This is a genomic window from Cellulosimicrobium sp. NPDC055967 (assembly GCF_042269845.1).
Lineage (GTDB): Bacteria > Actinomycetota > Actinomycetes > Actinomycetales > Cellulomonadaceae > Cellulosimicrobium.
In genome coordinates this window covers 351,515-372,410 of sequence record NZ_JBHJYJ010000001.1, presented here as the reverse complement: position 1 = coordinate 372,410, position 20,896 = coordinate 351,515, and the positions used below count along the sequence as shown (strand labels likewise).

The 20,896-nt window shown below is 74.1% G+C and carries 16 protein-coding genes and 1 tRNA gene; 7 read left to right on the top strand and 10 right to left on the bottom strand.

Annotated features, from left to right (window positions below; translation table 11 throughout):
* Window positions 1-58: 58 nt before the first annotated feature.
* From ACFC2L_RS01535 to ACFC2L_RS01520, 4 genes are all read left to right on the top strand, one after another.
* Entirely contained in the window at window positions 59-1,606 is a 1,548-nt protein-coding gene (locus ACFC2L_RS01535; RefSeq protein WP_375822468.1) for an alpha/beta hydrolase, read from the top strand.
* A gap of 112 nt (window positions 1,607-1,718) precedes the next feature.
* A tRNA-Thr gene (locus ACFC2L_RS01530) sits at window positions 1,719-1,791 on the top strand.
* Window positions 1,792-2,324: 533 nt separating this feature from the next.
* The gene (locus tag ACFC2L_RS01525; protein ID WP_375822467.1) at window positions 2,325-3,548 is read left to right on the top strand and encodes a Fic family protein; all 1,224 of its coding nucleotides are present in this window, start codon (window positions 2,325-2,327) and stop codon (window positions 3,546-3,548) included.
* A gap of 202 nt (window positions 3,549-3,750) precedes the next feature.
* Window positions 3,751-3,942 carry a hypothetical protein gene (locus ACFC2L_RS01520; RefSeq protein WP_375822466.1) on the top strand — a complete coding sequence of 64 codons (192 nt, stop codon included), beginning with the start codon at window positions 3,751-3,753 and terminating at the stop codon, window positions 3,940-3,942.
* Window positions 3,943-3,952: 10 nt separating this feature from the next.
* Here ACFC2L_RS01520 and ACFC2L_RS01515 read toward each other — a convergent pair whose 3' ends face one another.
* From ACFC2L_RS01515 to ACFC2L_RS01485, 7 genes are all read right to left on the bottom strand, one after another.
* The gene (locus ACFC2L_RS01515) at window positions 3,953-4,699 is read right to left on the bottom strand and encodes a hypothetical protein (protein WP_375822465.1); all 747 of its coding nucleotides are present in this window, start codon (window positions 4,697-4,699) and stop codon (window positions 3,953-3,955) included.
* A gap of 219 nt (window positions 4,700-4,918) precedes the next feature.
* Window positions 4,919-5,518 (bottom strand): alpha/beta family hydrolase, encoded by a 600-nt coding sequence (locus ACFC2L_RS01510; protein ID WP_375822464.1) that lies wholly within the window; start codon window positions 5,516-5,518, stop codon window positions 4,919-4,921.
* A gap of 112 nt (window positions 5,519-5,630) precedes the next feature.
* On the bottom strand, window positions 5,631-7,934 hold the full coding sequence (locus tag ACFC2L_RS01505) for a heavy metal translocating P-type ATPase (RefSeq protein WP_375822463.1): 2,304 nt from the start codon (window positions 7,932-7,934) through the stop codon (window positions 5,631-5,633).
* Window positions 7,935-8,135: 201 nt separating this feature from the next.
* The gene (locus ACFC2L_RS01500) at window positions 8,136-9,056 is read right to left on the bottom strand and encodes a sugar phosphate isomerase/epimerase family protein (RefSeq protein WP_375822462.1); all 921 of its coding nucleotides are present in this window, start codon (window positions 9,054-9,056) and stop codon (window positions 8,136-8,138) included.
* Window positions 9,053-10,282 carry a dihydrodipicolinate synthase family protein gene (locus tag ACFC2L_RS01495; protein ID WP_375822760.1) on the bottom strand — a complete coding sequence of 410 codons (1,230 nt, stop codon included), beginning with the start codon at window positions 10,280-10,282 and terminating at the stop codon, window positions 9,053-9,055. The genes ACFC2L_RS01500 and ACFC2L_RS01495 overlap by 4 nt, the downstream gene beginning before the upstream one ends.
* Before the next feature lie 86 nt (window positions 10,283-10,368).
* A complete protein-coding gene (locus tag ACFC2L_RS01490) occupies window positions 10,369-11,535 on the bottom strand; it encodes a Gfo/Idh/MocA family protein (protein ID WP_375822461.1) in 1,167 nt (388 codons plus the stop codon).
* 102 nt (window positions 11,536-11,637) lie between these two features.
* The gene (locus tag ACFC2L_RS01485; protein ID WP_375822460.1) at window positions 11,638-12,681 is read right to left on the bottom strand and encodes a LacI family DNA-binding transcriptional regulator; all 1,044 of its coding nucleotides are present in this window, start codon (window positions 12,679-12,681) and stop codon (window positions 11,638-11,640) included.
* A gap of 110 nt (window positions 12,682-12,791) precedes the next feature.
* Here ACFC2L_RS01485 and ACFC2L_RS01480 point away from each other — a divergent pair, with 110 nt between their 5' ends.
* Window positions 12,792-13,292 (top strand): hypothetical protein, encoded by a 501-nt coding sequence (locus ACFC2L_RS01480; protein WP_375822459.1) that lies wholly within the window; start codon window positions 12,792-12,794, stop codon window positions 13,290-13,292.
* Between the two features lie 90 nt (window positions 13,293-13,382).
* Here ACFC2L_RS01480 and ACFC2L_RS01475 read toward each other — a convergent pair whose 3' ends face one another.
* Window positions 13,383-13,715, bottom strand: a complete 333-nt coding sequence (locus ACFC2L_RS01475; RefSeq protein WP_375822458.1) for a cupin — start codon at window positions 13,713-13,715, stop codon at window positions 13,383-13,385.
* Between the two features lie 131 nt (window positions 13,716-13,846).
* Here ACFC2L_RS01475 and ACFC2L_RS01470 point away from each other — a divergent pair, with 131 nt between their 5' ends.
* The gene (locus ACFC2L_RS01470) at window positions 13,847-15,919 is read left to right on the top strand and encodes an ABC1 kinase family protein (RefSeq protein WP_375822457.1); all 2,073 of its coding nucleotides are present in this window, start codon (window positions 13,847-13,849) and stop codon (window positions 15,917-15,919) included.
* Between the two features lie 70 nt (window positions 15,920-15,989).
* On the opposite strand, the gene ACFC2L_RS01465 is transcribed toward ACFC2L_RS01470, so the two are convergent.
* Both ACFC2L_RS01465 and ACFC2L_RS01460 read right to left on the bottom strand, forming a co-directional pair.
* Window positions 15,990-16,946 carry a universal stress protein gene (locus tag ACFC2L_RS01465; RefSeq protein WP_375822456.1) on the bottom strand — a complete coding sequence of 319 codons (957 nt, stop codon included), beginning with the start codon at window positions 16,944-16,946 and terminating at the stop codon, window positions 15,990-15,992.
* A gap of 249 nt (window positions 16,947-17,195) precedes the next feature.
* Window positions 17,196-17,843 (bottom strand): hypothetical protein, encoded by a 648-nt coding sequence (locus ACFC2L_RS01460; RefSeq protein ID WP_375822455.1) that lies wholly within the window; start codon window positions 17,841-17,843, stop codon window positions 17,196-17,198.
* Between the two features lie 279 nt (window positions 17,844-18,122).
* On the opposite strand from ACFC2L_RS01460, the gene ACFC2L_RS01455 reads away from it, so the two are divergent.
* Complete coding sequence (locus ACFC2L_RS01455; RefSeq protein ID WP_087472769.1) at window positions 18,123-20,690, top strand: ATP-dependent Clp protease ATP-binding subunit; 2,568 nt, start codon at window positions 18,123-18,125, stop codon at window positions 20,688-20,690.
* Window positions 20,691-20,896: the final 206 nt, after the last annotated feature.

Here is a 20,896-nt window from a genome sequence, read left to right as displayed (position 1 = left end):
CGGTCCCGCCCCGGCGGGACCGTCCTGCGCGCGTCGGGGGAGCGGCTACCGTGTGCGGGTGACGACGCCCCTCTCCCGCGCTGCTCGACGTTCCCTCGCCGGCGCCGCGACCCTCGTGCTGGCCCTCGTCCTGGGCGCGTGCTCGGTGCCGCCCAAGCAGCAGACCCCCGTGGACGACGTCGCGGCCTCCGCGTCCGGCACGGGCGAGACCGGCCCGGAGGGCTTCGAGGAGTTCTACGGCCAGAGCCTGGCCTGGGAGGACTGCGGGGCGGGCTGGGAGTGCGCGACGGCGCGCGCCCCGCTCTCGTGGCAGGACCCGGAGGCGGGCGAGATCGAGCTCGCCGTCAAGCGGCAGCCCGCGACGGGGGAGCGCATCGGATCGCTCCTCACCAACCCGGGCGGTCCCGGGGCCTCGGGGATCGACTTCGTCACGTCCCTCGCCCCGACGGTCGGCGAGCGCGTCGCCGAGGCGTACGACCTCGTCGGGTTCGACCCGCGCGGCGTCGGCCAGTCCTCGCCCGTCGTGTGCCTCGACGACGCCGCGAAGGACGAGTCCCTGTCACGCGACTTCGACACCGACGAGGCAGGGCTCGAGGCGCTCGCGGAGGACCGGCGCGCCTGGGCCGACGCGTGCGCCGAGAACACGGGCGACCTGCTCGGCCAGGTCGACACGCAGAGCGCCGCCCGCGACATGGACATGCTGCGGGCCGTGCTCGGCGACGAGAAGCTCGCCTACCTCGGCTACTCCTACGGCACGCAGCTCGGCGCGACGTACGCGGGGCTGTTCCCGGACAAGGTCGGGCGCCTCGTGCTCGACGGCGCGATCGACACGAGCCTCGACCCCGACACGATCTCCGAGCAGCAGGCGGTCGGCTTCGAGAACGCCCTGCGCGCGTACGTCGAGGACTGCCAGGCCGGGGGCGACTGCCCGCTGCGCGGGGACGCCGACGCGGGGATGCGGCAGATCCGCTCGCTCCTCGACGCCGCGAAGGCGAACCCGCTACCCACCGACTCCGACCGCCGCGTGACGCAGACGCTCGGCTTCTACGGCGTCGCCGTCACGCTCTACAACGACCAGAGCTGGCCGGTGCTCACGCAGGCGCTCACGGAGGCGTTCGAGGAGGGCACGGGCAACCTGCTGCTCTACCTCGCCGACTTCTACAACGACCGCAACCCCGACGGGACGTACTCGTCCAACTCGTCGGAGGCGTTCCGCGCGGTCAACTGCCTCGACGGGCGCCAGGACGACGACCCCGACGCGATGCAGGCCCAGTTCGACCGCCTCGAGGAGGAGGCGCCCACCATGGGCTACTTCTTCGCGTTCGGCGGCCTCACGTGCGACGGCTGGGCGTACCCCGTGGCGGAGCAGGAGTTCGACCTCCACGCCGAGGGCGCCGCGCCGATCGTCGTCATCGGGACGACCAACGACCCCGCCACCCCGTACGTGTGGGCCGAGGGCCTCGCGGACACGCTCGAGTCGGCCGTCCTGCTCACGTGGGAGGGCGAGGGGCACACCGCCTACGGCCGCTCCAACGCGTGCGTGGGCGACGCCGTCGACGCCTACCTGGTGGACGGGACCGTGCCCGAGGACGGGCTGCGCTGCTGACGCCGAGGGCGCCCGACGGCGGCCCAGGAGGCCGCTTTGGAATCTGGCCCGGTCGTTGGGTACAGTAGGCGCTCGTTGCCAGCGGTTCGCGGAGCGGACCGGGACGTAGCATGCCGCCTTAGCTCAGTCGGTAGAGCGATTCACTCGTAATGAATAGGTCGTCGGTTCGATTCCGACAGGCGGCTCTCCCCGAAGCCCCGGAACCGTAACGGTTTCGGGGCTTCTGCGTTTGCCGGACAAGCCCTCCCGCAGCGACTCGTGTAGCGATGCGTGTCGCGAAGCGCCGTTCGTGGGATGCGATCCATGCCCGTGACGACCTCCAGCGCCCTCGCAGCCGATCTCGGCGTGTCCGCGTCCGCCGTCCGGGGTCGGCTGCACGTGGAGGTCGACCGCGGCGGCGAGCTGGTGGCTCGACGACGACCTCGCCGCCGGGGTTCGCGCGCACTTCACCACGACCGCCACCGCGCGCGCCGCACGCCCGACCGTGTGCACGGTCGACGGGTGCACACCAACCGGTGGGACCGGCAGGGGCGTCCACGTGGTGTGCTCCATGGAGAGATGCTGCGCATTCGAACAGCGTTCTCCAGGGTTCCCCCCCCAGGTCGTCGTTGACGTAGGCGACGCGAGGGTTGAGCCTGCTATGTCCGGTGCGAGCGGGAACTGATACCAGCGGGTCGGACTCATGTATCAGTTATCGACCAACTGATACGTTAGCGAGGTGGTGAGTGATCAGATGCGATGGCCCGCGCTGACGTTCGAAGAGCTGGAATGGCACTACTCGCGCGCGGGGTTGATGGGGCGTGCACCTGCCCGACAGTACGTCGCGGCGATCGTTCCGCCCATCGCCACGCTGCCTGTGGAGCTACCCGGCGAGCTCCTTGCCGAGGCGGACGAAGCGTCGCGAGAGATTGCACGCTTCGATGCCGAGATGGGCGGGGAGCTCGCACCCTTCTCCTCTGTCCTGTTGCGCAGCGAGTCGGCTGCTTCGTCGAAGATCGAGCGGCTGACCGCGTCCTCCCGCGCCATCGCCATGGCAGAGCTGGGTGCCGCCAAGAACGGCTCCAACGCCCCGACGATCGTGGCGAACACCCATGCGATGCGTGCGGCGCTCGCGTTGTCCGACGAGCCTGACCAGGCCGCCATCTTGCGGATGCACCACGCGCTCCTGCGGGACGACGACCCGGGACAGGCGGGCCGCTGGCGCACCGAGCAGGTGTGGATCGGCGGCTCGGACACCTCGCCCGCGGGAGCGGACTTCGTACCCCCGCATCATGAGCGGGTTCCGGAGGGTATCGCTGACCTGGTCGCTTTCGTCGCCCGCGCCGACGTCGTCCCGTTGGCGCACGTCGCGATCGCGCACGCCCAGTTCGAGACCATCCACCCCTTCGCCGACGGCAACGGTCGCACCGGGCGCGCACTGGTGCAGGCGATGATGCACAGCTCAGGCTTGACCCGGAACGTCACCATGCCGCTGTCGGCAGGCCTCCTGGCCGACGTCGACAGCTACTACGCTGCACTGACGACCTACCGCGCAGGGCATCCCGCGGCGATCATCCATCAGTTCGTCCAGGCCAGCACCCGCGCAGTGGTGAACGGGCGTCAGCTGGTGGAGCAAGTTCGCTCGATCCGGGCCGACTGGGACGAGCGCATTCCGGTGCGACGCGGTGCGCGCACCTACGACGTCGCGGACCTGCTGACCCGCCAGCCGGTCGTCAATGCCAGGGTGCTCGACGACGCGCTCGGTATCGGCCCGACGAACGTCCGTCGCCACATGGATGTCCTGACCCGGGCAGGGATCGTCAACGAGACCCGCGTTCATCGCCACGGAGTCACATGGTCGGCCATGGAGGTTCTCGCCGCCCTCGACGACTTCGCCGAGCGCGCAGGCAAGCGCCGCGCTTCCTACGGCAGTGCCGCACCGCTGAACGGCTCCGGCCAGTAGGGGTCACGCCCGCCCTGGCGCGGACGGCAGACAGGAAGCCCGCCGGCTCGTTGCCACCTCGCGCGTCGGGCCTGCATGCCGCCGGAGCTCCGCCGACTGTTCGCCTGCCGGACGGTCTGCCGTCACCGGCCGGACGTGTTCCCGGTCTTGGCTCGTGCCGATGCTGTCCGACGAGACGAGGCCCACGATGGTCGAGAGCCCGATGACTCTCCGCGAGACCGATACACCGACCCCTCGCGCTGCCGGGAACCCGACGGCGCGCACCGCACGGTTCCCGCGCCCCGTGGTCGCCGCGCACGATCCGTCGGACCCCGACTACACGGCCGGCGACATCGACGAGCTGGTGCGGTGGCAGGGCCGCGCGGCCAGGACCGTCGCGTCGCGCACGCGCTGAGCGCGCCGGCTCAGCCGACGCGGCGCAGGAGCAGGATCGCCCCACCCGCTGCGGCGGCGACGAGCCCGCCGACGCCGACGACGGCGAGCGTCGGGAACGCCTCGTCCGCGGGCGGGGGAGGCGCCATGCGCTCTGCCGCGGACGTGAGGGGTGTCCGGGAGGGCTCCGGCCGCGGCGTCGTGGGCTCGGGCGAGGGCTCGACGGGGGCCTCGGTCGTCGGCTCCTGCGTCGGCTCCTCGGTGAGCTCCGGCTCGGGCGCCTCCGCCGTCTGGACGGGGGCCTCGGCGACCGGTTCCGCGGCCTCGACCGCGGGAGGCGCCTCGACGGGGGCGTCGGGCACGGGAGCGGGGGGCGGCGTCGTGGGCGAGGGAGCGGCGGCCGTGGTGCAGACGGCGGCGTCGCCGTTCCACCCCGCGAACTGCCGGTCGATGCCCGTCACGAGGACCCAGCTGATGCAGTACCCGTCGCTGTACGGGCCTCGCCGCGGGACGTCGAGCTCCAGCACGCCGTCCGCGGCGTCCTCATTCGAGTAGCTGTCGCCGAGGTTGCGCGCGTGCGACCCGTCAGGCCGGGTCACGACGTACCCGAGCCACCCCGGGCCCTCGTGCAGCCGGGTCGCGTCGAAGGACACGGTGTCGACGGTGACGGTGAGCACGCCGCCGCCGTCGTGGTCGGCGGCCACCGCCGGGGAGGCGGCGAGCGCCGCCGTGACGACCCCCAGCGTCGCGAGCGCGAGCAGTCGGCCAGCGGCGCGCATCATCACCTCCGGGTCGGCTCGGGCGTGGTCCGCGGCACATCGTACGCAGTCCGGCCGCGTCCTCGGAAAGGTCCGGAGACGCCCCCGGACAATTCGGTCGACCGGGTCGCCCGAGCCGTCGCCGAGAGGTCGGCGCCGGGCGCGGCGTCGTGACCGCCGCCGCGCGTCGACGCCGCGTTGCTCCGGGTCCGGCGACGCCGAGGCGACTCGCGCCGAGGCTCAGCGACCGAGCGTCGCGAGCCAGGCGACGAGCGCGTCGCACACCGCGGCGTCCTGGCCCTTGAGGTCGTGGGCGCCCGGGAGCTCGACGCGCGTGACCGGGCCGGGGATCGCGACGGTGTGCTCGGTGAGCTCAGCGGGGGTCGCGAACGGGTCCGTGCGCCCCGAGACGAGGAGCACGGGCACGTGGAGGTCGCGGAAGTGCTCGGTGCGCAGGCGCTCGGGCTTGCCCGGCGGGTGCAGGGGGTAGCTGACGAGCGCGAGCCCCGCGGCGGGCAGACCCTCGGCCACGGCCATCGAGCACATGCGTCCGCCGTACGAGCGGCCGCCGAGCACGAGGCGGTCCGTCGTCGTGCCGAGCTCGGCGGCGAAGGCCTCGGCCTCCGCGCGGACGTGGGCGATCGCGACCGGCGGCCGGTCGGGCATCCGCTTGCCTGCGGTCCGGTACGGGAAGTCGACGCGGCGCACCGGCACGGGCGGGTCGAGCGCGGCGAGTGCCTCGTCGATCGCGACGAGCGCGCGGTGGTCGCGGCTCGCGCCGGCGCCCGGCGTGAGCAGGACGCCGGCGACGGGCCGGTCGGCGGGGTGCGTCGTGGTCACCCGCCCAGTCTCGCAGCGAGCACGACGTTCCTCGCTGTCGAGCACGACCTGAGGGTCGCCAAACGCCTCTTTCCGACCCTCAGGTCGTGCTCGGCGGCGGGGTCCCGCGGGGTCACCGGGAGGCGAGCCGGGCCGGGTCGAGGTCTATGCGGCGCAGGAGCTGCGCGTTGAGCGCCACGATGACCGTCGAGGCGGACATGAGGATCGCGCCCACCGCCATCGGCATGACGAACCCGACCGGGGCGAGCACGCCCGCCGCGAGCGGCACTGCCGCGATGTTGTAGCCCGCGGCCCACCACAGGTTCTGCTGCATCTTGCGGTAGGAGGCGTGCGACAGCTCGATGATCGACAGGACCGCGCGCGGGTCGGAGCTCGCGAGGATCACCCCGGCCGACGCGATCGCGACGTCCGTCCCGGCGCCGATCGCGATGCCGACGTCCGCCTGCGCGAGCGCGGGGGCGTCGTTGACGCCGTCGCCGACCATCGCGACGACGCGGCCGTCGTGCTGGAGCTCGGCGACCTTCGCGTCCTTGTCCTCGGGGCGCACGCCCGCGAACACCTGGTCGATGCCCAGCTCGCGCCCGACCGCGCGGGCGACGGGCTCGGCGTCGCCCGTGATCATGACGACCTTGATGCCGCGGCGGTGCAGGGCGTCGACCGCCTCGCGGGACTCGGGGCGGATCGCGTCCGCGAGGGCGAACGCACCCACGACCTCGCCCGACGCGTGCCCGTGCTCGTGGCGCGCGTCCGCGTCCGCACCCGCGACGTCGGGGGAGACCACCACGTGGAGGACGGTCGCGCCGTCGTGCGCCCACGCCTCGGCGTCGGGGAGCGGGTCGAGGCCGCGCTCGCGCAGGAGCGCGGGGCCGCCGACCGCGACGCGGCGCGCGCCGTGCGGGGTGGGGACCGTCGCCTCGACCCCGACCGCGGTGAGCGACCGGAAGTCGGTCACCTGCGGGACCTCGATCTCGCGCTCCGACGCACGGTCGACGATCGCCCGCGCGAGCGGGTGCTGGCTGTCGGCCTCGGCCGCGGCGGCGAGCGCGAGGAGCTCGTCCTCGGTCGTGCCGCCCGCGGTCGCGAGGTGCGCGACGACGGGCTCGCCCGCCGTCAGCGTCCCGGTCTTGTCGAACAGGACGGTGTCCACCGTGCGCATGCGCTCCAGCGCGAGGCGGTCCTTCACCAGGACGCCGGCCTTCGCGGCGCGCTCGGTCGAGAGCGACACGACGAGCGGGATGGCGAGGCCCAGGGCGTGGGGGCACGCGATGACGAGCACGGTGATCGCGCGGATCAGCGCCTGCTCGGGCGTGCCGAAGACGAGCCACAGGCCGATCGTCAGGGCGGCCGCGCCGAGCGCGTACCAGAACAGCCAGCCGGCGGCGCGGTCGGCGAGGCGCTGGGTCTTGGTCGAGGACGCCTGGGCGTCGGCGACGAGGCGCTGGATGCCCGCGAGCGCGGTGTCCTCGCCCACGGCCGTGATCCGCACGCGCAGCGCGTCGTCCGTCGCGACGGTCCCGGCGACGACGGCGTCCCCGACGACGCGACGCACGGGCCGCGACTCCCCGGTGACCATCGACTCGTCGACGTCCGCCGACCCGGACGCGACCTCGCCGTCCGCGGGGACGCGCCCGCCCGGGCGGACGACGACGAGGTCGCCCACGCGCAGGTCCGTCGGCGCCACGGTGGTCACGGTCCCGTCGTCCGCGACGCGCTCCGCCTCGTCCGGCAGGAGCGCGGCGAGCGAGTCGAGCGCCGACGCCGTCTGGGCGAGCGAGCGCATCTCGAGCCAGTGGCCGAGCAGCATGATGACGACGAGGAGCGCGAGCTCCCACCACACGTCGAGCTCGTGCGCGAGCAGCCCCAGGCTCGCCCCGAGCGACGACACGAACGCGACCGTGATCGCGAGCGAGATGAGCGTCATCATCCCAGGCTTGCGACCGCGGAGCTCGCCCACCGCGCCCGTGAGGAACGGCCGTCCGCCCCAGAAGAAGATGACCGTGCCGAGCACGGGCGAGATCCAGGGCAGCCACGCCGCGTCGGGCAGGTCGTAGCCGAGGAGCATCGCGAACATCGGGCTGAGCGCGACGGTCGGGACCGCGAGGACGAGCATGACCCAGAACAGGCGGCGGAACTGCCCGACGTGGTCCCCGTGGCCACCGTGGCCCGACATGTCGTGCCCGGCGTGGGCCCCGTGGCCGGACATGTCGTGCCCGGCGTGCGCGTCGTGCCCGGCGTGGTCGTGCTCGGCGTGCGCGTCGTGCTCGGCGTGGCCCGCGTGGTCGTGCTCCGCGTGCGCGTGGGTCGGCGTGTGCGGGGCGGGTGCGTGCCCGCCGTGGTGGGCGTGCGACCCCGGGTGCGCGGCATCGGTGCCCGGACCGGGCCCGTGCCCGTGGTCATGCTCCGTACGGTGGTCCACCGTTCCTCCTCCCAGATACCCCTAGGGGGTATGCTCTGCTCACGATCATGCACCGTCATGTCCGATGCGTCAACCCCTCGGGGGTGTCGTGGGCCGACGCAGCACAACCCGTGCGTCGCTCGGCGGGAGGCCGAGCAGCGCACGGGCTGCGGGGTGAGGGCCTGAGCGGGCCCGGTCGGGTCGCGCGCCGGTTGGAGCCGGTCAGGCGCCGGTGAGGTGCGGCAGGACGTGGCGGTCATAGCGGTCGGCCACGGTCGCGACGACGCGGCGCGGGTCGTCGTCCCAGATCTCCTGCCGGAAGATCTCGGTCTCGACGTCGCCGGCGTACCCGGCCTCGGCGACCCACCGGGTGATGGTCGCGAAGTCGACGTACCCGTCGCCCACGTACCCGCGCGAGAGCAGCGGGTCGGCCGCGAGCGGGAGGACCCAGTCGCACACCTGGTAGCCCGCGATGCGCCCTTCGCTCCCGGCACGCGCGACGCTCGACCGCAGGTCCGGGTCCCACCACACGTGGTACGTGTCCACGACGACGCCGACGACCGCCGGGTCGAACGGCGCGGCGAGGTCGAGCGCCTGGCCGAGCGTCGAGAGCACCGCGCGGTCCGCCGCGAAGATCGGGTGCAGCGCCTCGAGCACGAGCCGCACGCCGTGGTCCGCGGCGAACGGGGCGAGGTCGGCGAGCCGGTCGGCCACCCGACCGCGCGCGGCGACGACGTCGCGGTCGGCCGGTCCGGCATCGGGCCGTGGTCCCTGCCCGGGCGTCCCGTTCGCGGGGAGACCGCCGACGACGAGCACGAGATCGCGCGTCCCGACCGTGGCCGCCTCCTCGATCGCGCGCCGGTTGTCGTCGAGCGCCGCGGCGACGTCGTCCGCGCCGGTCACGGTGAGGAACCCGCCCCGGCACAGCGACGAGACGCGCAGACCCGCGTCGGCGACGACCGTCGCGGCCCGCTCGGCGCCGATCTCCTGGACGCGGTCGCGCCACAGCCCGACGGCGCCGTAGCCCGCCTCGGCGGCGAGGCCGACCGCCTCCTCGAGCGTCGCGCGCTTGACCGTCGCGGTGTTGAGCGAGCAGCGCGAGAGGTCGGGTGCGTTCCGGGCCCCGGACGACGCGCTGGTCACGACGCCGCCCCGTTCGCCTCGAGGAACGCGCGCGTGCGACGCGCGGCGAGGTCCGGGTCGAGCAGGAGCCCGGCGCGGTCCGCGAGCCGGACGAGCGCGACGAGGTGCGCGACCGAGCGCCCCGACTGGAGGCCGCCGACCATCTGGAACGCGGGCTGCGTGCCGTTGAGCCACGACAGGAACGCGATCCCCGTCTTGTAGTAGTACGTCGGCGCGGCGAACACGTGGCGCCCCAGCGCCTCGGTCGACGCGAGGATCGCGTGCGCGCGGTCGGGGTGCCCGGCGTCGAGCGCGCCGAGCGCCGTCGACGCGGCGGGGTAGATCGCCGCGAAGATGCCGAGCAGCGCGTCGGAGTGCGCCCGGCCGTCGCCGACCACGAGCTCCGGGTAGTTGAAGTCGTCGCCCGTGTAGAGGCGGACGGGACCTGGCGCGGCGACGCCGGCGCCCGGGTCGAGCGCGGCCAGGCGGGCCCGCAGGTCCTTCTCGTGCCCGGCGTCGAGCAGCGACACCTTCACGCCGTCGACGCGGCCCTGGTGGGCGCGGACCAGGTCGACGAACACGTCGGTGGCGGCCGCGACGTCGTCGCCCGTGCCCCAGTACCCGGCGAGCGCAGGGTCGAACATCGTGCCGAGCCAGTGCAGGATCACGGGCGCCTCGGCCTCGGCGAGCGCGGCGTCGTAGACGTGCGCGTACTCCTCGGGGGAGCGGGCGACGCGGGCGAGCGCGCGCGACGCCATGACGATCACCTGGGCGCCGGCGTCCTGGACCACGCGCACCTGCTCGCGGTAGGCGTCGGTGACGGCGGCGAGCGCGGCGGGGTCGCCGGGCGCCCAGCCCGCGACGACGGCCGGGTCGAGCTGGTCGGTGCCCGCGCCGCACGCGACCCGACCACCGACGGTCCGCGCCTCGGCCGCCGAGCGCCGCACGAGCTCCTGGGTCGCGGCCCAGTCGAGGCCCATGCCGCGCTGAGCGGTGTCCATCGCGTCGGCGACGCCCAGCCCGTGCTCCCAGAGGCGGTGACGGTAGGCGAGCGTCGTGTCCCAGTCGACGACGGCGGGCGCGCCGGGCACGTTCTCCGCGCCGACCTGCGGCACGACGTGCGCCGCCGCGAAGGCGACGCGCGACGTGAAGGGCGCGGACGGCGTCGTCCACGGCCCGGGCACGAGCAGCTCGCGCACCTCGGTCCCGGCGACGCGGCCGTCGTCGGTGAAGCGGGGCAGGCGCACGACGGCGCCGCTGCCGTCGCGGTCGCGCAGCTCGCGCGCGCCGGGGAGCGGTGGGGTGGTGTGCCGGGGCGCGGCGGCGGGCGCGCTCACAGCGCGATCTCCGGGACGTCGAGGCGGCGGCCCTCCGCCGACGAGCGGAGTCCCAGCTCGGCGAGCTGGACGCCGCGCGCGGCGGAGAGCAGGTCGTAGCGGTGCGGGCGGCCGGCGGCGACGTCGCGCAGGAACTCCTCCCACTGGGCCTTGAAGCCGTTGTCGAGGTCGGCGTTCGCGGGGACCTCGAGCCACTGGTCGCGGAACGGCTCGGTGACGGGGAGGTCGGGGTTCCAGACCGGCTTGGGCGTGTGGGCGCGCTGCTGCGCGACGCACCGCCGCAGGCCGGCGACCGCGGAGCCGTGGGTGCCGTCCACCTGGAACTCGACGAGCTCGTCGCGGTAGACGCGCACGGCCCAGGACGAGTTGATCTGCGCGACGACCGGGTCCCCGCCCGGCGTCTCGACCTCGAAGATCCCGTACGCGGCGTCGTCGGCGGTCGCGGCGTACTCCCTGCCCTGCTCGTCCCAGCGCGTGGGGATGTGGGTCGTGGTCTGCGCGGTGACGGTCCGCACCGACCCGAGGATCCCCTCGAGCACGTAGTTCCAGTGGCAGAACATGTCCGTCGTCATGCCGCCGCCGTCCTCGGCGCGGTAGTTCCACGACGGGCGCTGCGCGGCCTGGTGGTCGCCCTCGAACACCCAGTAGCCGAACTCGCCGCGCAGGGACAGGATGCGGCCGAAGAAGCCCTCGTCGACGAGCCGGCGGAGCTTGACGAGGCCGGGCAGGTAGAGCTTGTCGTGCACGACGCCGGCGGTCACCCCGGTCTCCTCGCGCAGCCGCGCGAGCTCGATCGCCTCGGCGAGCGTCTCGGCCGTCGGCTTCTCCGTGTACACGTGCTTGCCGGCCTGCATCGCCTTGGTGAGCGTCTTGGCGCGCAGCGCGGTCATGGAGGCGTCGAAGACGACGTCGGTCGCGGGGTCGACGATCACGCCGTCGAGGTCGGTGGTCCAGTGCTCGACGTCGTGCAGCGCGGCGAGCTCGCGGAGCCTGGTCTCGTTGCGCCCGACGAGCACCGGCTCGACCTGGAGGCGCGTGCCGTCGGGGAGCTCGACGCCGCCCTGCTCGCGGATCGGCAGGATCGAGCGGACGAGGTGCTGGCGGTACCCCATGCGGCCGGTCACGCCGTTCATCGCGATCCGCAGGGTTCGGGTGGTGGTCATCGATCGGCTCCGTCGTCGGTCGGGCGCCCGGCGGGCCGCCGAGCGCGGAATGCGCTTTCCGTGAGCGTAGGGGAACCGTTTTCCCGCGTCAACAGGGAGGCGTCAGAGCGGCGGCGTGGACTCCCGGAGCACGACCTCTCCCCGGACCACGACCCGCTGCGGCGCGGCGTCGTCGTCAGGCGCCGCGAGTGCGAGCGCGAGCGCCTGCTCCCCGACCTCGGCGAGCGGGATGCGGACCGTCGTCAGTCCCGGCGTGACGTCTCGCAAGGTCACGATGTCGTCGAACCCCGCCACGGCGACGTCCTCGGGGACGCGCAGGCCCGCCTCGCGCACCGCGGCCATCGCCCCGACGGCCATGACGTCGTTCACCGCGAAGACGGCGACGGGTGTTCCTGTGCCGCGCAGGCCGTGCCCCAGGTGGTCGAGCAGCGCCCGCATCCCGCCGTGGCCGCCGTCTCGCGTGAACGCGCACTCGACGACAGCGTCCGCGGCGACGGGCGAGCCCAGCCCGGCCAGCGCCTCGGTGAAGCCGCGCGCCCGGTCGAGCGCGGTGCGGTGGCCTCCCGGTCCCGCGAGCACGCCGAACGCGCGGTAGCCCAGGCCGTGCAGCGCGCGCGCGAGGTCCGCGGCGCCGTCGGCGTTGGCGATCTCCACCGCGGGCAGGTCGCCGAGCGGCTGACCCACGAGCGAGACCCCGCCCCCCGACGCGCGGTACCGCTCGAGCGCACCCCGCAGCGCGCCGTCGGCGTCCTCCGCCAGCCGCCCGCCGCCCAGCACGACCGCCCGTGCCCGCTGGCGGTCCATGAGCTCGACGAACGCGCGCTCGCGCTCCGGCGAGTGGCGTGTGTTCGTCAGCGTGACGATGAGCCCGTCGCGGTCGGCCGCCTCCGCGACGCCTGCGGCGAGGGACGAGAAGTACGGGTCCGCGATGTCGTGCACCACGAGGCCCACGCTCGTCGTGCGACCGCGCGCCATGGCCTGCGCGCTCGGGTCCGGTGAGTAGCCCAGCCGACGGGCCGACGCGAGCACCCGCTCCCGGAGGTCGGGGCGCACCGTGCGGTTCGCGCTCCCGTTGATCGCGCGGGAGGCGGTCGCGAGGGAGACGCCGGCGTCGCGCGCGACCTCGCTCAGAGTGGGTCCGGGCACGGACCCAGGCTAGCGGGACCGCTCCCGCAGCCCGGGTGGGCCGCGCCCGGAGCGGCTACGTTCGTGAGGACCGCCCACCGAGCACGGCCGACGAGCCGCAGGAGGACCCCATGACGTCTGACGACGCAGCACCCGCACCCGGCACGACGACGCTCCTCGCCCGGGCGCTCGCGCTCGGCGTCGCCGCGGGGTCGCGCAGCAGCCTCGGCGTCGCGGCGCCGGTGCTCGGCGGCTGGGTCGGGGGTCGGGTTCGCGGGTCGGGCGACGGCCCGGGTGTTCTCGGCGTGCTCGTGCGCGGTGCGGCCGCTGCCGGGGTCGCGGGCGAGCTGGTCGGCGACAAGCTTCCGCAGACGCCGAGCCGCCTCGACCCGCCCGGGCCGGTGTTCCGCCTCGCGAGCGGGGCGGCGGGTGGCGTCCTCCTGGCCCGACGCCGCACCGGAGCCGCGGGCGTCGTCGCCGCCGCGGTCGCGGGCGCGGCGGGGGCCGCCGTCGGGACGTGGGGCGGTGCGGCGTGGCGACGCCTCGCCGTCGGTTCGCGCCCTGACTGGCCGGGCGCCGTCGCGGAGGACGCCGTCGCGCTCACCCTCGCGGCGCTGGCGGTGCGGCGCTGACGACCCGCCGAACCCGGGGTCGCCGGGCACGGTCGAGCGCCCGTGACCCGAGAACCCGGGTTCGGCGCGACGGAGGTCGTGCGTCGTCGCTCAGGCGTCCGGGATGCTCGTCACCGTCGTGAGGAGGAACGCCGAGTCCTCGAGCGCGCCCACCGCGTGGCGCTCGTGCGTGAGGACGCGCAGCTCGCCGGTGCCCAGCTCGACGTCGCCCTCGCCCAGCGCGGTGACGCGGACCCGGCCGCGCAGCACCTGGATCGACGCGGCGGGCGGCGAGTTGTGCTCCCCGAGCTCGACGCCCGCGCGCAGCGCGAGGATCGTCTGACGCAGGGGGCCGTCGTGCAGCACGACCTCGGCGCTGCGCCCGTTCGGGGCGGTCCGGGCGTGGGTGAGGTGCGCGTCGGTGAGAAGGTCGACGTTCGTCATCGGGGCTCCGACCTGTCGGGGAGCTCCATCATGCCGTGCCGGGCGGCGCGGTGCGCGTCCCGGTGCGCGGTCGGGACGGCCGCCGGGGCGCGTGGTGGTGATCCGCGGCGGCGTCGGGAAGAGTGACGGTCATGCAGGTCGTCTCCGGATTCTTCATCGGGCTCGTCGGCGTCGTCTCCACGGTGGTCATGCTCGTGCTCCTCGCGGCGACGGCGCGCCGCGTCATGGGGGCCGCGGTCGGCTGGATCCGTTCCGCCGTGGTGGCGCTCGCGATGCTCACCGTCACGTCGTGGGTGCTCACCAACGGCCTGCTCGACGTCGGCTGGTCGCGCCCGGACGGGACGCTCACCGTCGCGCCCGGCGTCGCGCTCGTGGCGATCGTCCTCGCGTTCGCCTGGGCGTTCGTGCTGGGGCTGTGCGTCCTGCTCGTGCTCGAGCTGCTGATACCGACCGGCTCGGTGCCCGGCCCGTGGCGCGCGTTGCGGGGACTGCGCCAGGGGCGGCGCGAGACCCGGCGGTACGCGCAGATCCTTGCGATCGGCGTCCGGCACGGCCTCGGCGGGGCGCTCACGCGCGGCGCGCGGCAGCCCGACGGGTCCCGGCTCTCGCGCACCGACCAGCGCCGCCAGGCGGCCGCGCTGCGCGACGCCCTCAGCGACGCGGGCGTGACGTTCGTGAAGTTCGGCCAGGTCCTGTCGACACGCCGCGACCTGCTCCCTGCCACGTTCGCCGACGCGCTGGCCACGCTCCAGAGCGAGGTCCCGCCCGCGCCGTGGTCGCAGGTCGAGGCTGCCGTCACGGGCGCGCTCGGGCAGCCGATCGACGAGGCGTTCGCGGAGTTCTCGCCCGAGCCGCTCGCGTCGGCGTCGGTCGGGCAGGTGCACGCGGCGCGCCTGCTCGACGGGCGGGACGTCGTGGTCAAGGTCCAGCGGCCGGGCGCGCGGGCACAGGTCGAGACGGACCTGGCGATCCTCGGTCGCCTCGCGCGCCGCATCGAGCGCGACACCGCGTGGGGGCGATCGCTCGGCGTCGTCGACCTCGCCGACGGGTTCGCGGCGTCGCTGCGCGAGGAGCTCGACTACACCGTCGAGCTGGAGAACACGCTCGCGCTGCGCGCGGCGCTCGCGCGAGGTGCGATGGGGGAGCGGCTGCCGGACGCCGACGGCGCCGACCCGGGTGCGGGTCCGCGCGTCCGCGTCCCGGAGGTCTACCCCGAGCTGTCCAGCACGACGTTGCTCGTCATGGAACGGCTCGACGGCGTTCCCGTCGGCCGCGCCGCGGACGTCCTCGCTGGCCTGGACGACGCCGTGCGCGCCGACCTCGCCTCCCGGCTCCTCACCGCGACGCTCGAGCAGGTGCTCGTCGCGGGCACGTTCCACGCCGACCTGCATCCCGGCAACGTGCTCGTCACCGACGACGGTCGCCTCGGCCTCCTCGACATGGGCTCCGTCGGGAGGCTCGGCGAGCCCGAGCGCCTGGCGCTCGCGGCCGTGCTGCTCGCGGTCGACGCTGACGACGCCGTCGCCGCGACCGACGCGCTGCTCGAGCTGCTCGACGCCCCGGCCGACCTCGACGTGCGCCGCCTGGAGCGCGCCGTCGGGCAGGTGATCGTGCGGTTCCGCGGCGCCGGCGCGAGCGGCGCGATGTTCACCGCGCTGTTCCGGCTCGTCACCGACGCCGGGCTCGCCGTCCCGTCGCAGGTCGCCGCCGCGTTCCGCACGTTCACCTCGCTCGAGGGGACGCTGCGCCTGATCGACCCGGGGTTCGACCTCGTCGCCGGGGCGCGCGCGACCGCGCAGCCGCTCGTGCGGCGCGTCGTCACGCCGGAGGGCCTGCGCGAGCGCGCGACCAGCCTCTTCCTGGGCCTCGCCCCCGAGCTCGAACGGCTCCCGCGTCGCCTCGCGAAGATCACGAGCGACGTCGAGGCCGGGCGGCTCACCGTCAACGTCCGCTCGTTCGCCCACCCCGACGACCGCGCGTTCGTCACCGGCCTCGTGCAGCAGGTCGTGTCCACGGTCATCGCCGCCGCGGCCGTCGTGGCGGCGGTCGTGCTCGTCTCCGCGGACTCCGGCCCCGAGCTCGTCGAGGGCCTGCGCCTCTTCGCCGTCCTCGGCGCGGCGCTCGGGTTCGTCGGGACCGTGCTCGCCGTCCGCGTCCTCGTCTTCGCCTTCCGAGGCGCGGCGGCTGGTGGTCGTCAGCGGTGACGATCGGGTCGTCGGTGGTGCCGACGTGCCGGGAGATGGGCATCGGTCGCGACGTGCCGGTGCGAGACCGTCAGCTGTCGTCGTGCGCGCCCGAGGGGTGGGTCGCGTCTGGGGGCCGCACGACGGTCACGGGGCAGTGCGCGTACTCGACGGCGTGCCGGCTCACCGAGCCGAGCAGGAGGCGGTCGAACCCGCCGACGCCGCGGTTGCCGAGCACGAGCCGCTCCGCGTGCGACGAGGCCTCGATGATCCCCTTCGCGGCGTGCACGTGCTTCACGCTGCGCACGAGGCGGTCGTCGGGCAGGTCGACGCCCGCGGCCTCGAGCGCGGCGTCGAGCTTCTGGGAGGCGAACTTCTCGTAGTCGTCGATCGGCGGCGTCCACCCCCACGAGTCGGGGAGCGGTGCGAGCGACACGATCTGCCAGCAGAACAGGGCCTCGAGCGTCGCGCCCGTGCGCCGCGCGACGTCCGCGCCGTGCCGCAGCGCCTGGACCGACGTGGACGACCCGTCGACCCCGACCACGACGGGCCGCGCGTGGTCGTGCCGCACGTCGGGCGTGCCGCGCACCACGGTCACGGGGACGGTCGCGTGCTGCACGACGGCGGTCGGCACCGACCCGAGGACCATGCGTCCCAGGCGTCCCCGGCCGCAGCGCCCGACGACGAGCAGGTCCGCGTCGTCGCCGTCGCCCGGGGCGGGGCGCACGTCGTCCTGGACGGGCTGGGCGGTCCCGGGCTGGGCGAGGGCGAGCAGGACCGCCGCGGGGCTGCCGCGCTCGGCGACGGCCGCGGTCGTCACCGCGTCCGGTGAGAGACCCGTGCGCGCGTGCGCGGCGTCCAGCCACTCCCGGACCAGCGCGCGCTTCTCCTCGGCCGCCGCGTCCGGGCCGTCGCCCGGACCCTGCCGCGACTCGAACGCGAGCGCGGCCGTGAGCGGCACGCCCCGGTCCGCCGCCTCGCGCAGCGCCCAGTCGAGCGCGCCGCCGGACTCCTCCGACCCGTCCACACCGACGATCACGCCGCGCATCTGCGCCACCTCCGCCCGGTCGGCCGACCGCGTGCGCCGTCGGCGTGCTGTCCCGGCGCCGTCGCCCGGCACCGGTCGTGACTCGACCCTAGGCCGCGCCGCGGCCCTCCGCCCGGGACGCCGGTCCCGGACCGACGGACGAGGGTCGCCGGATGCTCCCCGAACCCGGGGTCGTCGTCCCTGCCGACGCCGGACCCACCCGTATCCCCGGGTTCGGCTGCCCGGGTGCCCGCAAGACCGGGTCGGGCGTCAGAACCTCGGCTCGGGCTCGTCCTGGAGGATGTTGCGCAGCGGGCGGGTCACGACGTCCACGCGCGCGAGCAGATCGGCCGGACCCGAGACGACGAGCGCCCGGTCGTCCAGCGGGACGTACACCGCCGCGTGCTCCCGCACGGTGACGTGCAGGCATGCCTGGGGCTCGTCGTCGACGACGAAGGTGGTGCGCGTGACCGGCGCGACGTCGACCTCCTCGACGATCGCGCGCATCGCCGCGCGGTACTCCTGGTAGGAGTCGAGGAAGTCGTCGTCGCCCGGGGTGTCGGAGTGCAGCGGCGCGGCGAGCGCCCCGCTGAGGGCGGTGCGGACGATGTCCTCCGCCTGCTCGTCGTGCGCTGCCAGGACGCGCAGCGTCTCGACGTCCAGCGTCTCGCCCGTGAACGAGACGTAGGAGCGCAGGAACCGCTCCTCCGCGGGGTCGTGGGCGCCGTGCCCGGCCCCCGTGAGCGTCTCCTCGTCGAGGTCGAGGCCCCACGTCAGCGGGTCGTCCACCTCGGCGACGACGCCGTGGAACCGGGCGACGACCTGCTCCCACGTGGCGGGCGCGCTCGCGGGCCGCGCGGCTCGCTCGTCGGCTCCCGGCGCGGTCGGGTCCTCGGGCTGCTGGTCCGGCTGGTGCATCGCTCTCGCCACCCTTCTGGCCGTCCGTGCGGGGCGCACTCCCGAGCCTGCCCGGGGCGCGCGTCGCGGTCAACGCGCCGCGCGCGTGTCGGGCCGGGTGATCTGCGCACGACGGCGTCCGGCGCGCCCGCAGGTCACGGCCCGACCCCTCTTTCACGCCCCTGGCGAACAACGGCATACGGAGGGGGTGCGGCTCGTTCGAACCGCATAGAGTCAATGCGGTCAGGCTTGTACCCGTCGTCCGGCGGGCAGGTGTACGCCGCTCACGAGGAGCAGCACATGTTCGAGAGATTCACAGACCGAGCCCGTCGGGTCGTCGTCCTCGCCCAGGAAGAGGCGCGGATGCTCAACCACAACTACATCGGCACCGAGCACATCCTCCTCGGCCTCATCCACGAGGGCGAGGGTGTCGCGGCCAAGGCGCTGGAGTCCCTCGGGATCTCCCTCGACGGCGTCCGCACCCAGGTGACCGAGATCATCGGCGAGGGCCAGCAGGCCCCGAGCGGGCACATCCCGTTCACGCCGCGCGCCAAGAAGGTGCTCGAGCTGTCGCTGCGCGAGGCGCTGCAGCTCGGCCACAACTACATCGGCACCGAGCACATCCTGCTCGGCCTCATCCGTGAGGGCGAGGGCGTCGCCGCCCAGGTCCTGACCAAGATGGGCGCCGACCTCAACAAGGTGCGTCAGCAGGTCATCCAGCTCCTGTCCGGCTACCAGGGCAAGGAGCCCGTCGCCGCGGGCGGCCCCGCCGAGGGCCAGCCGTCCGGCTCGGCCGTGCTCGACCAGTTCGGGCGCAACCTCACCCAGGCCGCGCGCGAGGGCAAGCTCGACCCGGTCATCGGGCGCAACCTCGAGATCGAGCGCGTCATGCAGGTGCTGAGCCGCCGCACCAAGAACAACCCGGTGCTGATCGGTGAGCCCGGTGTCGGCAAGACCGCCGTCGTCGAGGGCCTGGCCCAGGACATCGTGCGCGGCGACGTGCCCGAGACGCTCAAGGACAAGCAGCTCTACACGCTCGACCTCGGTGCCCTCGTGGCCGGCTCGCGCTACCGCGGCGACTTCGAGGAGCGCCTCAAGAAGGTGCTCAAGGAGATCCGCACGCGCGGCGACATCATCCTGTTCATCGACGAGATCCACACCCTCGTCGGGGCGGGTGCCGCCGAGGGCGCGATCGACGCCGCGAGCATCCTCAAGCCGATGCTCGCGCGCGGCGAGCTGCAGACCATCGGCGCGACCACGCTCGACGAGTACCGCAAGCACGTCGAGAAGGACCCGGCCCTGGAGCGCCGCTTCCAGCCGATCCAGGTCGCCGAGCCGTCGCTCAACCACGCGATCGAGATCCTCAAGGGCCTGCGCGACCGCTACGAGGCGCACCACCGCGTGTCCATCACGGACGCCGCGCTCGTCTCCGCGGCCACGCTCGCGGACCGGTACATCAACGACCGGTTCCTCCCGGACAAGGCGATCGACCTCATCGACGAGGCGGGCGCGCGCCTGCGCATCCGCCGCATGACCGCCCCGCCGGAGCTCAAGGAGCTCGACGAGGAGATCGCCGAGGCGCGTCGCGAGAAGGAGTCCGCGATCGACGCGCAGGACTTCGAGAAGGCCGCCGGCCTGCGCGACAAGGAGAAGCAGCTCACCGCGAAGCGCGCCGACAAGGAGAAGGCGTGGAAGTCCGGTGACCTGGACACCGTCGCCGAGGTGGACGAGGAGCTGATCGCGGAGGTCCTGGCCATGGCCACGGGCATCCCGGTCTTCAAGCTCACCGAGGAGGAGTCCAGCCGCCTGCTCAACATGGAGGACGAGCTGCACAAGCGCGTCGTCGGCCAGGAGGCCGCGATCAAGGCGCTGTCGCAGGCCATCCGCCGTACGCGTGCGGGCCTCAAGGACCCCAAGCGCCCCGGTGGGTCGTTCATCTTCGCCGGCCCCACGGGCGTCGGGAAGACGGAGCTGGCCAAGGCGCTCGCCGAGTTCCTCTTCGGGGACGAGGACGCGCTCATCCAGCTCGACATGTCGGAGTTCTCCGAGAAGCACACCGTCTCGCGGCTGTTCGGCTCGCCCCCCGGCTACGTCGGGTACGACGAGGGTGGCCAGCTCACCGAGAAGGTGCGGCGCAAGCCGTTCTCGGTCGTCCTGTTCGACGAGGTGGAGAAGGCCCACGCGGACATCTTCAACTCGCTCCTGCAGATCCTCGAGGACGGTCGCCTGACCGACTCGCAGGGCCGCGTCGTGGACTTCAAGAACACCGTCATCATCATGACGACCAACCTCGGCACGCGGGACATCGCCAAGGGCGTCCAGACCGGCTTCAACGCCGGCGGCGACCTGGTCACGTCCTACGAGCGCATGAAGGCGAAGGTCAACGACGAGCTCAAGCAGCACTTCCGGCCTGAGTTCCTCAACCGCGTCGACGACGTGGTGGTCTTCCCGCAGCTCTCGCAGACCGAGATCATCCAGATCGTCGACCTCATGATCGCCCGTCTCGACACCCGCCTGCGGGACAAGGACATGGGCATCGAGCTCACGCAGCCCGCGAAGAACCTCCTCGCGGAGAAGGGCTACGACCCGGTCCTGGGTGCCCGTCCGCTGCGCCGCGCGATCCAGCGCGACATCGAGGACGTGCTGTCCGAGAAGATCCTGTTCGGCGAGCTCAAGGCCGGCGAGATCGTCCTGGTCGACGCCGAGGGCGAGGGCCTGCTCGGGGAGTTCACCTTCCGGGGTGTCTCCAAGGGCGAGCACGACCGCGGCCCGGTGAGCGTGGGCGCGGCCGCCGCGCTCGACGCCCCCACCGGCGTCTCGGTCCGCGACCTGCCCCCGACGGGCGAGCTGCAGGCCGGCGCGGAGTGACGCACTCCTGAAACGCCTGACACACGGGCCCCGATCCTCCACCCGGAGGGTCGGGGCCTGTCGTCGTCCCACCGAGGGAGAGCGGAGGCCGCGCGAGGTAGAACCAGCGGTCGCGACGTAGAGCTCCGCGAGCACTACCTCGAGACCGCTGGTTCTACCTCGCGGTGAAGGATGCGACGACGTTGCACGGCGTTACGTTCGTCCTC